The organism is Streptococcus anginosus subsp. whileyi MAS624 (assembly GCF_000478925.1).
Lineage (GTDB): Bacteria > Bacillota > Bacilli > Lactobacillales > Streptococcaceae > Streptococcus > Streptococcus whileyi.
This window is the reverse complement of sequence record NZ_AP013072.1, coordinates 1,176,740-1,191,218: the sequence shown is the minus strand read 5'-3', so window position 1 is coordinate 1,191,218 and position 14,479 is coordinate 1,176,740. Positions and strand designations below refer to the sequence as shown.

Annotated in this window: 14 protein-coding genes, 1 tRNA gene and 1 pseudogene; 10 read left to right on the top strand and 6 right to left on the bottom strand. The window is 38.2% G+C overall.

Annotation, left to right across the window (positions count from 1 at the left end; all coding sequences use genetic code 11):
* Window positions 1-107: 107 nt before the first annotated feature.
* The 7 genes from ANG_RS06035 to ANG_RS06005 all read left to right on the top strand — a co-directional run bounded on the left by ANG_RS06035 (window position 108) and on the right by ANG_RS06005 (window position 8,684).
* On the top strand, window positions 108-698 hold the full coding sequence (locus tag ANG_RS06035) for a restriction endonuclease subunit S domain-containing protein (protein ID WP_003024292.1): 591 nt from the start codon (window positions 108-110) through the stop codon (window positions 696-698).
* Window positions 679-3,888: a type I restriction endonuclease subunit R gene (locus ANG_RS06030; protein WP_025271798.1), complete on the top strand. Its 3,210-nt coding sequence runs from the start codon at window positions 679-681 to the stop codon at window positions 3,886-3,888. The genes ANG_RS06035 and ANG_RS06030 overlap by 20 nt, the downstream gene beginning before the upstream one ends.
* 153 nt (window positions 3,889-4,041) lie before the next feature.
* The gene (locus ANG_RS06025; RefSeq protein ID WP_003036726.1) at window positions 4,042-5,007 is read left to right on the top strand and encodes a DUF3644 domain-containing protein; all 966 of its coding nucleotides are present in this window, start codon (window positions 4,042-4,044) and stop codon (window positions 5,005-5,007) included.
* A gap of 346 nt (window positions 5,008-5,353) precedes the next feature.
* The gene (locus ANG_RS06020; protein ID WP_231847256.1) at window positions 5,354-5,929 is read left to right on the top strand and encodes a restriction endonuclease subunit S; all 576 of its coding nucleotides are present in this window, start codon (window positions 5,354-5,356) and stop codon (window positions 5,927-5,929) included.
* A gap of 14 nt (window positions 5,930-5,943) precedes the next feature.
* The gene (gene fic, locus ANG_RS06015) at window positions 5,944-6,549 is read left to right on the top strand and encodes a protein adenylyltransferase Fic (RefSeq protein ID WP_003036683.1); all 606 of its coding nucleotides are present in this window, start codon (window positions 5,944-5,946) and stop codon (window positions 6,547-6,549) included.
* A 1-nt stretch (window position 6,550) separates the two neighbouring features.
* Window positions 6,551-8,146, top strand: a complete 1,596-nt coding sequence (locus ANG_RS06010; protein WP_025271796.1) for a type I restriction-modification system subunit M — start codon at window positions 6,551-6,553, stop codon at window positions 8,144-8,146.
* Between the two features lie 136 nt (window positions 8,147-8,282).
* Entirely contained in the window at window positions 8,283-8,684 is a 402-nt protein-coding gene (locus ANG_RS06005; protein ID WP_020999626.1) for a restriction endonuclease subunit S, read from the top strand.
* 21 nt (window positions 8,685-8,705) lie between these two features.
* Here ANG_RS06005 and ANG_RS06000 read toward each other — a convergent pair whose 3' ends face one another.
* The 4 genes and pseudogenes from ANG_RS06000 to ANG_RS11435 form a co-directional block, all read right to left on the bottom strand.
* Complete coding sequence (locus tag ANG_RS06000; protein ID WP_003036835.1) at window positions 8,706-9,629, bottom strand: site-specific integrase; 924 nt, start codon at window positions 9,627-9,629, stop codon at window positions 8,706-8,708.
* A gap of 25 nt (window positions 9,630-9,654) precedes the next feature.
* Window positions 9,655-10,151: pseudogene (locus ANG_RS11445) on the bottom strand (restriction endonuclease subunit S); the annotation flags it as partial.
* 100 nt (window positions 10,152-10,251) lie between these two features.
* On the bottom strand, window positions 10,252-10,530 hold the full coding sequence (locus tag ANG_RS11440) for a hypothetical protein (protein ID WP_003036789.1): 279 nt from the start codon (window positions 10,528-10,530) through the stop codon (window positions 10,252-10,254).
* A gap of 200 nt (window positions 10,531-10,730) precedes the next feature.
* Entirely contained in the window at window positions 10,731-11,027 is a 297-nt protein-coding gene (locus ANG_RS11435; protein ID WP_003036801.1) for a LysR family transcriptional regulator, read from the bottom strand.
* Between the two features lie 273 nt (window positions 11,028-11,300).
* Between ANG_RS11435 and ANG_RS05980 the strand changes: the two genes are divergently transcribed.
* From ANG_RS05980 to ANG_RS05970, 3 genes are all read left to right on the top strand, one after another.
* A complete protein-coding gene (locus ANG_RS05980) occupies window positions 11,301-12,260 on the top strand; it encodes an ROK family glucokinase (RefSeq protein ID WP_003036699.1) in 960 nt (319 codons plus the stop codon).
* A 149-nt stretch (window positions 12,261-12,409) separates the two neighbouring features.
* Window positions 12,410-12,757, top strand: coding sequence for a 50S ribosomal protein L19 (gene rplS, locus ANG_RS05975; protein ID WP_003024326.1), 348 nt, complete (start codon window positions 12,410-12,412; stop codon window positions 12,755-12,757).
* A 39-nt stretch (window positions 12,758-12,796) separates the two neighbouring features.
* Window positions 12,797-12,868 (top strand) — tRNA-Arg (locus ANG_RS05970).
* 73 nt (window positions 12,869-12,941) lie between these two features.
* Here ANG_RS05970 and ANG_RS05965 read toward each other — a convergent pair.
* Together ANG_RS05965 and ANG_RS05960 are read right to left on the bottom strand one after the other, a co-directional pair.
* Window positions 12,942-14,084 (bottom strand): site-specific integrase, encoded by a 1,143-nt coding sequence (locus tag ANG_RS05965; RefSeq protein ID WP_003034729.1) that lies wholly within the window; start codon window positions 14,082-14,084, stop codon window positions 12,942-12,944.
* Window positions 14,085-14,137: 53 nt separating this feature from the next.
* Complete coding sequence (locus ANG_RS05960; protein WP_003034684.1) at window positions 14,138-14,479, bottom strand: DUF771 domain-containing protein; 342 nt, start codon at window positions 14,477-14,479, stop codon at window positions 14,138-14,140.

The following is a 14,479-nucleotide window of genomic DNA, read 5'->3' as shown; positions in this document are numbered from 1 at the left end:
TTATTTTGTAGTTTTTTAAAATTACAAAAAACACTTGACAAATTTTTGATTAGTGGTAGAATAATTTTGTAACGATAGATATAGTAATTTCGGAAAGGCACAATTTTATGGTAAAGGTGACAGAATTCATCACATTTGAAAGTGGATCTCCTCAATTTAGAATTAAAGAAACTGTAGATAAGGCTGCTCCCCTCTATTTTTTCTACGGACAAAATGAGCTGGAAAATGATTTATCCCAAATAGAAATGAATCAGAGTGAAACAAAGAGCATTCGGACCTTTGATCCTGTTTTGACAGTTGCAGAAGGAGATATTGTGTTTAGTTTGATATCCGGGAAAGCGGCAATTGTCGGGAAGAATCACGCAGGCTTCTTAATCACTCAGAACTATCTTAGATTAGTTGTAGATACTCCTGTCATACCAAGTTATATCGTCTATCTTTTAAATGAAGATTTGAGCATTAAACATCAATTTCAGTTGAGTTTACAAGGTTCTTCAACATTAAAATACACAGTAAAACAAGTAAAAGAGTTACGATTGCCAGCATTACCGACTATTGAGCGTCAATCCTTAATAGGAAAACTCTATTTAAAACAACTTCATTTAGAAGCACTTCAAAAACACTTAATAGAACTCAAAACGAAACGATTACTATTTCAACTGAAGGAGGCAAGCAGCCATGAAAGAAGCGCAATTTGAGAAAGAACTTATTGAATATTTGTCGACAGGTACGATTAATCAAGGTACAAGTGATTCGACAGTTCATGATCGGATAGCAGATTATGTGACGAAAACCAAATTATGGACTTATGAACCGTCCATTAAAACAACGGAGGCGCTCTGGGAGAATTTCAAGAAGATACTGGAGCAGCACAATTATCAAAGATTGCAACGTCCACTTAGCACGACTGAGTTTGCTCAAGTGAAGGCGATTATCTCAGAGCTTCACACGCCATATGCGGCAGGTCAGTTTTTGTATGGGCTGAATGGCATTTCAGAGATTGGGATTGACTCAGATGACGGACAGCATATATTTTTGACTGTCTTTGACCAAAGACAGATTGGGGCAGGTGACACCATTTATCAGATAGTCAGTCAGATTGAGCGGCCTGCAGTTATTGCTGGAAAGCAGGATCGTCGTTTTGATACAACGCTTCTGATCAACGGCTTGCCAATTATCCAGATCGAAGAAAAAAAGGATACTCATGATGTCAATGAAGCACTCAACCAAATGCACCAGTATATTGAAGAAAATCAATATCGCGATATTTTTTCAACTGTACAAATTTTAGTTGCCATTACACCAAATAATGTCAAGTACATGGCGAACACAACTGCAGATAAGTTTAACAAGGATTTTGCTTTTAACTGGCAGCGTAAAAGTGACAATAGCATTGTTCGAAATTGGAAAGAGTTTGCGGACTCCATGCTCTCTATTCCAATGGCGCACCAGATGGCGACCAATTATATGATTTTGGATGGAACCAAAAACAAACAGATGCTAAAAGTGATGCGTCCCTATCAGGTCTATGCCACTCAGGAGGTCATTGAAGGACTGAAAAAGGTTGATTTTGAAATGGGAGCTAATAAAGTAGGTTATATCTGGCATACGACGGGCTCTGGGAAGACCATTACCAGCTTTAAAACAGCATGGCTAGCTAGCCGTATGCCTAAGATTGATAAGGTTGTCTTTGTCGTAGACCGGATTGCGCTTACCAATCAGACAACCGAAAATTATCAAGCCTATGATCCAGATGGAGCGGGTGAAAAAGACGATGGTAAAATCTTTGATACAAAAAATACAACTGATTTAAGCCGAAAGTTAAAATCAAAAGAGAATGGTATCGTTATCACATCGATTCAAAAACTGAACACACTCATCAATCGTAAGTCCTTTAAATCACCTGAGAAAAATATAGTTTTTGTAGTAGATGAAGCACACCGGTCAACCGGCGGCAGCTCTTTCTCAGATATTCAAAAAGCCTTTAAGCGAGCAGCTTGGGTTGGCTACACGGGGACACCGATGTTTGACGATATGGGAAAAGAAGTGCGGACAGAGGATGTTTTTGGTAGACTGCTGCATGCCTACACCATCCGTGAGGCGATTGCGGATCGCAATGTATTAGGATTTAAAGTCGACTTTGAGACCACCATTAGCGAAGAAGAAATGAAGGAAAATTACCTTCCAGCCTTCTATCGGGAACGCTATCCAATGTGGTCCGAGGAGCAGATTCAGAAAAAAATCGCCAATCTCTCGCAAGAAGATATGGATGATGCTGTGGAACCCAGCTTTTATGATGAAAATGAAGACCATGTGAAAGAAGTTGTAAAGGATATTTTTACTAACTGGCGTAATCGCTCCAGTGACGGTAAATACAATGCTCTCTTGACTACTCATGTCGGAGGCGGGAAAGCAAGCACGCCAATGGCGATGATGTATTTTAGAGAGTTTCAGCGAGTTAATCAAGAGTTGCTCGAAGCTGGAAAAGAGAGTCAAACTTTGAAAGTAGCAGTCACATTCAGCCTTAATGCTTCTAACAATGATAGCATGGTAGCTACCAATAAAGGGCTACATGAAGCTATGCAGGTTTATAATGCTACTTTTGGCACTAAATTTGGTTTAGACAACGTCTCAGGCTACACTGAAGATGTCACTTCACGATTGAATAAAACGGCCGCAGATGGACAGTTTCTAGATCTTGTTATTGTGATTGATCAGCTTCTGACGGGATTTGATGCTCCAGAGCTCAATACACTGTATGTCGATCGCACGTTGAAAGGTGCTGGGCTGATACAGGCATATTCACGAACGAATCGTGTCTCAGACATGCAGGAAAAACCATGGGGGCGCGTGGTGAATTATCGCTGGCCTGCTCAGAATGAAAAGCTGATGAATAAGGCATTGGCTATCTACGCCAACAAGGATTCTGCCAAATTATCAGACAAAGAACTCCACGAGCAAAATAAGGAAGATGGCATTACTGCGCCAGAGTTTAGAGAACTGTTTAACAAAGTGAAGCAAATCGTTCAAACTCTGTCAGAGATGACGGAATCTTTCACCCAACTTCCACCTTCTGAAAAGAAAAAGGAAAAAATGTTGGAGTTGCTTCAGAATTATAATGCTGGCATTGCTAAATTGAAGCAATATGATTATAATCCAGATAGTGATGTAGTAGAAGGTTTCGACTATGATAACCCAGATGATCTCATTGAAGCTCTGGGCATGACAAGCACGCAAGAAGTAATGCTGACGACTGTTTTGACAAATGAGCTCAAGACGCACCTTTCTAAAGCAAAGAAAATTCCTTTCTATCAGATTGAGCTGCGGATGACGCATATCAAGGATGTTCAGGTTGACTACGACTATCTGACAGAATTGGTAGAAGCCCTCTTGAATCAGGTACACGAAGGTCGGATAGAAGAGGCAGAAGCAACACAGGAAAAAATCAATCAGTTTGCCAATGGTTTGGACGATCGGAGCTATGCTCAACAGATCGTGGATGCAGCAGATATGATTATCAAAGGACACTTCCCTCCGGCTGGCAGTGAGTTCCACTATCCCGCTAAATTGAATGAAGATGATAGCAAGAGTATTATTCAAGAGGCAAGTATTATCAGTCTCGACCGGACGCTGCTTGATTTTCGTTTGAAGTGGGGAATTACGGATGTTATCACTAGCAGTCAAATGCGTCAGTTGTTTAGCCGTCACCGCTTTGGGCAGCAAGATCTGGATGATACAGGGCAGATACAAGATATTGTGACCCAAGCCAGCAGCAATTATAAAGTCATGGCTAGTGATGACGCTGTTCAAGCTCTCTCAAAGATCAAATACCGGAATAGCCTGCGTCAAGCCATTTACCAGCTGGCGGACGATTTGACAGAGAGATGAGATTGACAAATAATCGAAATAAACGTAGAATAGAGCTAGGATTACGGCTTAGCTCCGCCTCTGGAAAATTCCAAGCGTACCAGTGCTGAGCCGTTTTTGTTGCAAGAGTTAGTTGGAAGGCAGTTAAATGGGGGAGAAAGAAAAGGAGATACATTGGAAGACTTAAGTAAAAGATTGGTTGATAAAAGTGTTGAGGCTTTTATTATGGGATTAGAAATTTATAATAAACCAACCATACGTTATCGAATAGAGGGATTTAGTTTCTTTATATGCAATGCTTGGGAATTGATGTTGAAAGCAGAGATGTTAAATCGAAATATATCAATCTATTTCAAGGATAAAAACGATAGGACTCTGAGTCTTGAATCGGTTGTTAAGAAGATTTATTCTGATAAAAATACAAGAATTCGATTAAATTTGGAGCGAATCATTGAGCTACGGAACATTAGCACTCACTATATTACAGAAGATTATGAAGTGAAATATGCACCGTTATTTCAAGCGTGTGTTTTGAACTTTATTACTGAGATGGAAAGGTTTCACAATCGAGATGTAACAGAGTATATCGCACAAAACTTTCTAACACTAAGTGTCAACTACGAACCGTTGACAAATGAAGAAATCAAGTTGAAGTATCCTCCTGAAATTGCGGAAAAATTTATCAGACAAGCCAATGAAATTGATGTCTTAAGTAAAGAATATAATTCGGAGAAGTTTGCTATCAATGTTCGTCAGAATTTATATATAACTAAGAAAAAAGATGAGGCGGATTTTGTGGTAAGTATCAACCGTTTTGCCGATACCGAAGTTTCAATTGTAAAGGAACTAAAAGATCCATCTGATACTCATAAGTATTCATTTGGGAATGTCATTACTGCTGTTCAAGAGCGACTCAAGAAGATACAGGTTAACCTTGGATACAAAAAAGGGTTTAATAGCTATGTGCTTGGTCTGGTGATTAAATTTTACAACATTAAAGACAATCCTAAATACTCCTATAAACATATTGTGGGGAATATTGAAAACTATACATATTTACAAGAGTTTGTTGAATTTATTGTTGCTGAAATTAAAAAGACCCCCGACAAATTTGTTGAAAGTCTTAAAAAATCAAAATAAAAAGATAACCCCAGGCACATAGGAATGCTCAGTATCATCTACCTACCCCATTCTGGGACCCAGCGTTCATCCTTCTCAAGTTATCTTTATAATTACATTATACACTTTGATTGAGGAAAAGTAAAGGAAGGGGCGGGAGTTTATTTCAACATTTGTAGCAAGAAAAAGAGATGTAACAATGGTGCTTTGGTTGAAAAAATAGTGAAAGCTGTTATAATTAAATTATTAATAGCGGTAACGTTTTTCGGAACTTATTTAAGGGCACTGGACGTAAAACACCGGTGTCTTTTTACAGATATGATGAAAATTTTAACAAAGTCAAATTAAGAAAAAAAGAGGAAAGAACGTGGAAAAAGAGAAAAACAAGGAGCGAATCCCACAATTACGCTTCCCAGAATTCAAAAATGCCCCTGCTTGGGAACAGCGGAAGTTGGGAGAGGTGGTGAGCGCTGAAAAAAAGGGCAAAGCAAAAGCTGATATGATTGGGGATGAGTCTGTATATCTTGATACAGAATATTTGAATGGCGGACAAATTGTTAAGGTTAATGCTGTCAAAGATACATATCTAGATGATGTAATTATTTTATGGGATGGTTCTCAGGCAGGTACTTTGTATTATGGTTTTGAAGGAGCTTTAGGTTCTACATTAAAAGCGTATACAATTTCAGAAAGTAGCTTATTTATTTATCAACAATTGAAATCAAGACAACAAATAATATATGAGAAGTATAGAACACCGAATATTCCTCATGTAATTAAAACGTTTCTGGATGAGTTTGGAGTTTATATTCCTTCTCTCACCGAACAAAAAGCCATCGGCGACTTTTTCCAGACCCTGGATCGCTCCATTGCCCTTCATCAACGTAAGCTTGAGCATTTGAAACTTCGTAAGAAGGCGCTTTTGCAAAAAATATTTCCTTAAGAAAGGAGAACTGTATGGTTTTAGAAAATAAACTGCATTTAACAGACTCAACGGAATTAGCCCGGCAAGAGGAAAAAATCAGCAAGCAAAAAGCAGCTGAAATGTTCGAAACAGGCTTCTTAGACACCTTGGAAGTTGGCTCTTATGACAGTCTAGCTGCCATTCATGCTTATTTGTTCTCAGAAATTTATGATTTTGCGGGCAAGGTTCGTACAGTCAATATTGCCAAAGGAAGTTTTCGCTTTGCACCAGTTATGTATCTTGAGGCTTCCTTGGAAAATGTGTCTGCCATGCCTCAGAATACGTTTGAGGAAATCGTTGAAAAATATGTTGAGATGAATATTGCCCATCCCTTTCGAGAAGGGAATGGTAGAAGCATGCGGATTTGGTTGGATGTAATCTTGAAAAAAGAGTTAGGACAGGTTGTTGATTGGTCTAAGGTGGACAAGGACGATTATCTGCTTGCGATGGAGCGAAGTCCAATCAGGGATATTGAAATAAAACATATCTTGAGAAAAGCTCTCACGCGAGATACAACTAACCGAGAACTTTACATGAAAGGGATTGATCATAGTTATTACTATGAGGGATACAGTTTATACAGGACTGAGGATTTATAATATGTCACAAACACAAGAAATTACAAATAAAATATGGGCAATGGCCAATGAACTGCGCGGGAACATGGATGCTTCTGTGTATAAAAACTATATCTTGGCCTTTATGTTTTATCGCTATTTGTCCGAGCATCAGGAGCAATACCTGATTAACAATGCTATTTTAGATCTAGAAGATGGTAAGACAATCAACCAACTGTATAAAGAGCAGGCAACGGGTGAGGAGTTGGCAGATTATCTGGAAGATATTGCGTCTAGTTTAGGGTATGCGATTGCTCCTGAAGATACATGGCTCTCTTTATTGGCTCGCATTGAAAACAATGAGGTTATCCCGAGCGATTATCAAACAATTTTTGACCATTTCAATCACAATGCGGAACTGAACAAAGAAGCGGTGCAGGATTTTCGTGGAGTTTTTAATGATATCAATCTGGGAGATACGCGTCTTGGTTCTTCTACCAATGATCGGGCAAAATCGCTCAATCGAATTGTCAAATTAGTGGATGATATTAACTACAAGAGTGATGACGGTAGAGATATTTTAGGGTTTATCTATGAAGAATTAATCAAGAAGTTTGCGGCTTCAGCAGGGAAAAAAGGTGGAGAATTTTACACACCGCATGAAGTTAGTCAAATTCTAGCTAAGATTGTCACGGATAAGGTTGAACAAACCGAGCGTACCTTTTCTGTATATGACCCAACTATGGGTTCGGGTTCTCTTTTGCTGACAGTTGGGAATGAATTGCCAAATGGTCAAAAGCCTGGAGCAATTAAGTATTTTGGACAGGAGCTTAATACAACGACCTATAACTTGGCTAGGATGAATCTGATGATGCACGGTGTTACTTATAGTAACATGAATCTGAGCAATGCTGACACCTTGGAAAGTGATTGGCCGGACGGACCGGACGAAAAAGGGGTTGACCATCCCCGCAGCTTCGATGCAGTAGTAGCCACCCCCCCCTATTCTGCTAAATGGGACAATGCTGACAACAAGCTAAAAGACCCGCGCTTTTCAGAATATGGGAAATTAGCTCCTGCTTCTAAGGCGGATTTTGCCTTTATTCTCCACAGTGTCTACCATCTGAATGATACAGGTACCATGGCCATTGTTTTGCCGCACGGCGTGCTCTTTCGGGGAGCTGCTGAATTAATAATCCGTCAGACGCTAGTTGAAAAGAATTACTTGGATACCGTTATTGGTCTGCCAGCCAATCTCTTTTATGGAACAAGCATTCCCACAACTGTCCTTGTTTTCAGAAAAAATAAAGAAAATCGAGACATTCTTTTCATTGATGCCAGTAAAGATTTTGATAAGGGAAAGAATCAAAACACCTTAAACAATACTCACATTGAAAAAATTATTGAAACTTTCCGAAATCGTCAAGATGTGAACAAATATGCTCGACTAGTTTCATTTGAAGAGATTAAAGAGAATGATTTTAATCTAAACATTCCTCGATATGTTGATACTTTCGAAGAGGAAGAGGAGATAGATCTGGATGAGATAACCCGCCTTATCGCTCAAGATGAAGCGGAAATAGCGGAATTAGAAGCCCTTATCGCAGACCAATTACGTCGGCTGGGAGTGGAGATGTAACATAGAAAACGCAGGAAAAATTTCTTGCTTTTTTCTTTTCGCTTGGGAACAGCGGAAGTCAGATAAGATTTTTCAATCGGTATCTGATAAAAATCATCCAGATTTGCCTGTTTTGTCTGCCTCCCAAGAATTGGGAATGGTGAAAAGAGATGATGTAGGCATAGATATAAAATATGATAAAAGTAGTTTGAAAAATTACAAAAGGGTCGTACCTGGACAGTTTGTAATTCACCTTCGCTCATTTCAAGGGGGCTTTGCTCATTCTATTATTGAAGGTATTACTTCTCCAGCATACACAATTCTTGATTTTGTAAAACTCGATGAACATTCAGATTTATTTTGGAAGAATATTTTAACTAGTAGGGACTTTATAAAGAGATTGGAAGCTGTAACTTACGGTATTAGAGATGGCAGAAGTATAAGTTTTAGTGATTTTTCATCTTTAAATTTTAATTTCCCCTCTCTCCCCGAACAACAAGCCATCGGCGATTTCTTTTCCACCCTAGACTGCTCCATTGCCCTTCATCAGCGTGAGTAGATTGCATGATTCCGAACTACCCTAGACTAGTCCAGATAAATATCTCATAACTAGATCATTATCTTGATTTTCTAACTCTTGAATGATGTGCATATAAACTTTTTGTGTTGTGGTCATTGACGAATGGCCCAATCTTCTTGAAACACTGGCGATAGAAACTCCCGCAAACATTAGAAGAGATGCATGAGTGTGACGGAGGCCATGGATACTGATAACTGGAATCCCTATCTTTTTACAGTGACGCTCCAGCCATTTATTGGGGGTTGAATTGCAAATTGTATCAGTTGCAAATATCGGTTCATCGTGTTCAATAGATTTTACAAGCTGTTGAAACTGCATGCCAATCTGCCAATCAATTTGAACTTTTCGAATGGAGGAGCGATTTTTTGTTGGTTGAAAACCGGTGTGGTTTTTGTAATCCCAAGTTTTATTTACGGAAATAGTTTGGTGAATAAAGTCAAAATCATCAGGCGTTAAACCTAGTGCTTCTGAAAATCTCAAGCCGGTCTTTGCTATCAGCAAAATCAACCAATCCCAATTAATTTCATTTGTCAATTTCAAATCAGATAATAAATTATGTAGCTCATATTGATTCAGATATTTGGCTTTTTTAGGTCTTGGTGGTTTCCCTTTGAAAATTACTTTTCGCGTTGGATCACGCTGAATATATCCCTCATCAACTGCGTCAAGGATAGCCCCCTTGACTTGATGATGAAAGTCTATCACAGTTTGTTTTTCATGAGTTAAAGCATATGCATTTAGCAACTGCTGATAGATTGTTCGATCTATTTGTCCCAATGTCAGACGGCTAGCTAACCTTTCTATTTCCTTTTGATTATGGTAGTATTTTTCTAATGTGACAGTTCTGACTGCCCCCTCTTTAAAAAGCTTAATCCATTCTTTGAAATATTCATGAAAAAGAGTCTCTGATGTAAATGTCATCATAATTCCACCTCCAAAATCTGTTAAATTACTCACGCTGATGAAGGGCAATGGAGCAGTCTAGGGTGGAAAAGAAATCGCCGATGGCTTGTTGTTCGGGGAGAGAGGGGAAAGGAATAAGCAATTTTTTACAATAGCAGCAGATAAATTTCCTTGCCCTCCCTGTAAATATTTATCAATGATATTTTTCTTTTGATTTTTCAACCATTGCTCAATGAATTTAGAATTATAGGCATCGTAAGGTTTAATTGCTAAAATAGCCTGATTAATTGCCCCGTTTATTTTTGATATACCAACTTCACCACTTGTTGCACCATAAAGTGCATAAAGTATATCACCAACATTTACCATTTTTGCTGATGAATTTTTTAATCCTTCTTCTGTTAGATACAGCTCAGTAATTGCTGAATTGATTTCAGCAGAACGAATAAAAGGAATTTCACCATTATAATATTTGGAATTCCCAACAGAAGGGGTACCACCAGAAAAAGACACCGCCACTTCCCCCAACTTCCGCTGTTCCCAAGCGGTTAGTAATTTTCATCTTTTTAATAATTTATAGATTTTAATTTTAGAATTGATAAAAAGACCTAAGTCTCGTAACCAAAGGCTTAGGTCTTTTTCTTCATTTCACCAACTCCTGTAAAATAGCTTTGTTCTTCTTCAAAACGGAAATGTAGAAAGTCTTGGTAGCTTCTTTTTCCGAGATAGGAATCTGGATACGTTGGCTATTCACAGTGGATTCTTCAGTGTTTTGTTGAGTAATATTGGTAGAAAAAGTTGGTAATGCAGAAGCATTTACTAAATCAACAAAGGCTGCCCGATCTTTTTGAACAATAAACTTTGTTTGCGTCAGTTGATTGACTAATGGCTGCCAAATGCCTAGATCCGAGCGCAGCAGCATAGTCAAATTAGCAATTCTGCAAGCTTTATCTCTTTTCGTGTGGCATACGGGTGAGTCAAGGGAACGGATAAGTAAAGTTGCCCCATGAAAAGACCCATGGAAAGAATATGATCTTTTTTGATAGGATAGTCTGTTACAATGAAGTGAACGTTCTCATCGTCCAGAGCTTTCTCCAATTCGTCACTCGTCTTTTGCTCAATTTAAATGTGTTGCTCCAAGCCTTTTTTTATACGACTTTCCAGTTCAAAGATGGCTTCCGGTGCATTAACGCCACCAAAAATAATACTTTCTTTTAATGCAAAATGTTGTACATCATCGAGAAATTTTTGTTTCAGGAATTTTTTGGCTAGTTTAACAATTTGATGACCGGTTTCCGTAAAACCTAATTTATTTTTTCTTCGCTCAAAAAGAATAACTCCCAATTCATCTTCCAGTATTTGCATATTTCGAGTTAAGGATGGCTGAGAGATGAGTAGGACTTCGGCTGCTTTAGACAAAGTTCCCTCCTGTTAGAAAACAATGAGTTGCTCCAAGTGTTGTAAATTCAGCATGATGTCTCCTTTTTGATCAATGAGTTGGACAGCTTTGACTATAGGTAAAATGAATACTAGTATCATCTATCGTTATTGTACAATTTTTTATTTATCTTGTAAAATGAGAGCAGAGAGCAGCACAAGTCGTTCAAAACTATTCAAGTTCTATGCAAACCTTTTCAATTCGTAAAAAATCTGATATAATGAGAATGAAAAAAGTTATTAGAGGAGAGTAGCATGTCTAAAAAAATTATTGGGATTGACCTAGGTGGTACATCTGTGAAGTTTGCGATTCTGACCCAAGAAGGAGAAGTTCAAGAAAAATGGTCTATTAAGACAAATATTTTAGATGAAGGCAGTCATATTGTTGATGATATGATTGAATCGATCAACCATCGCTTGAAATTATTAGACCTTTCAGCTGAAGATTTCATTGGAATTGGTATGGGTTCTCCTGGTGTAGTGGATCGTGAAAAAGGAACTGTTATCGGAGCTTACAACTTAAACTGGAAAACCCTTCAACCCGTAAAAGAAAAAATTGAAAAAGCGACTGGCATTCCTTTCTTTATTGATAATGATGCGAATGTAGCTGCGCTTGGCGAACGTTGGAAAGGTGCTGGTGAAAACCAACCAGATGTTGTCTTTATGACACTTGGAACAGGTGTCGGTGGTGGTATTGTTGCGGAAGGAAAATTACTGCATGGGGTAGCTGGAGCAGCCGGAGAATTGGGACATATCACAGTTGATTTTGATCAGCCGATTCTCTGTACTTGTGGTAAAAAAGGTTGCTTAGAAACCGTAGCTTCTGCAACAGGTATAGTTAATTTAACGCGTCGCTACGCTGATGAATATGCTGGTGATGCAGAGCTGAAAAAACTGATTGATAATGGCGAAGACGTTAATGCAAAAATTGTTTTTGATTTGGCTAAAGTTGGTGATGAATTAGCCCTCATTGTTTATCGCAATTTTGCACGTTATCTTGGTATTGCTTGTGCCAACATTGGATCTATCTTAAATCCGTCAACGATTGTCATCGGTGGTGGCGTCTCTGCAGCAGGTGAATTTTTACTAGACGGTGTTCGTAAGGTCTATGAAGAAAATTCTTTCCCTCAAGTGCGTACATCCACAAAACTTGCACTTGCAACGCTTGGAAATGATGCAGGTGTCATCGGAGCAGCTTCTTTAGTTCTTCAATAACCCTTCCAAAAAGAAAAATAATTCAAATAAGGCATTTACAATTTTTATAAAATTTGTTATGATATTAGTTAGTGCGTAATGGAAGCACTAGAAAACGACTAATCCGCTGTGGTCTTGAACTGTAAGATTAGTAAGATAGGAGAAGAAAAATGAATCCATTAATCCAAAGTTTGACTGAAGGTCAACTTCGTACTGATATTCCTGCATTCCGTCCTGGTGACACTGTTCGTGTTCACGCGAAAGTTGTCGAAGGAAATCGCGAACGTATCCAAATCTTCGAAGGTGTGGTTATCGCTCGTAAAGGTGCTGGTATTTCAGAAAACTATACTGTTCGTAAAATTTCTAACGGTGTAGGTGTTGAACGTATCTTCCCACTTCACACACCACGTGTTGAAAAGATTGAAGTTGTTCGTTACGGTAAAGTACGTCGTGCGAAATTGTATTACCTTCGTGCATTGCAAGGTAAAGCAGCGCGTATCAAAGAAATTCGCCGTTAATGTGGAATTAACTCTGTCACTTGGCAGAGTTTTTCTCTAGTCCCCTTAGTTCAATGGATATAACAACTCCCTCCTAAGGAGTAGTTGCTGGTTCGATTCCGGCAGGGGACATATTTCAAAGGCTTCAAACGTTGATAAATCAGCGTTTCTTTTATTTTTGTTCAAAATTTGTTCAAAATAGTTTTTACTGGCTTAAACCGTGGAAAAAGTCACGGATTTTATTGTCCTCACGGATAGCTTTTTCTTTGATTAAATGCCCGTAAGTCTCACTGATTTGCTGAATATCTTTATGTCCCATATTCTTGGCGATTGCCCAGATGTCTATATCCATTGCCAGAAGTGTGCTTGCGTAAGTATGTCTTAAACCAGTACTAGTCATATTTGAAGGAGTAATAGACAATTCAGATAGTATCTTCTTTAATTGTTTATTGACTGCTGAATTTGTGGGTAGTCCAGATTGTTTATCAAAGAACAAACATTTGTCTGGATTAGAAACTTGATGGCTTCTTAAAACATACCTTTGTTCAGCCTTTAGCTTTTGTAAAATAGAGACTGTAGTATCATCAATCGGAACGTCACGGATAGAAGTTTCTGTTTTAGCTTTTGTCCAGCGTTTTCTTGTGCAATCATAGCGTCTATATGTTTTAACGGTCTTATTTTCAATATTGATACAATCCCAAGTTAAGCCAAGAACTTCTCCAAACCGCATACCTGTTTTCAGTTGGATATATAAGAGGTATGGAATGACGGATTCTTGATAATCGAGGAGATATTCTAGATACTGACAAAGTTTTTTATAATCTTCTAAGCTATGGATATATCTTTCATTTTTAGATTTTGGTGATTCTCTGCCAGATAGTACAACTCCTTCTGTGAATAAATCTATACTGAGCTTATCTTGCCTAGCAAAAATAAGGACACTTCGTATCTCTGCATTTAGGCGGCTGACATTATCACGACAATTTGTTTCAGCGTATTTATTGATAAATGCTTGATATTGGCTTGATGTGATGGATACAGCAGGTGAGTCTCCAAAGTATTTTTGAATAAACTTCCCACGCAAGCGATGCTTGTTTTGTGTAGATTCCATTTTATTCAGTGGGATGATTTTTAAATGGTACCATTTTTCCCACAATTGAAAGAGACTGATGTTTTTATCAATGACCTTTCCTTGATGTAATTTAATTTCTTGGGTCAAACCTTCAATTTCAGCTTCTTTTTTGGTTTTAAATCCTGATTTTGATGTAATATAGTTTCCTTTTTTGTCAGTGATACGATAAGACCACTTCCCTTTTTTCCCTCCGCGTTGCGTAATGTATAGTGACATGATTACCTCTTTTCTAAGAAATCGATAACCAAGGTTTTATCTTGGTTATCTTATCATAATTCAAAAATTTTTGCAAAATGTTCCTCAAAAAATTCTTTGGTTTTGCTTGCCAGAAAGTAATAGCGTCCACCTTGATTATCTGGGTATTTCACAAATCCATTGCTATTTTTATCAATGTCAATTTGCTTCCGAATTTCAGGTTTATAAAGCACGTTTTCGAGCAGCCATGGACGAGAGACGGAAAGAAGTTCTAAAACCTCAGAGAGCGTTAGATAACGCCCTTTTGAGGAGATTTTTTTGAGTTCTTCATACTCGGAACGGTCAACGATAATTTTATCGGGTGGTAGTTGTATCGTAATATTTTTTAAGTCAATTTGTAGGGTGGTTGGTTTCAT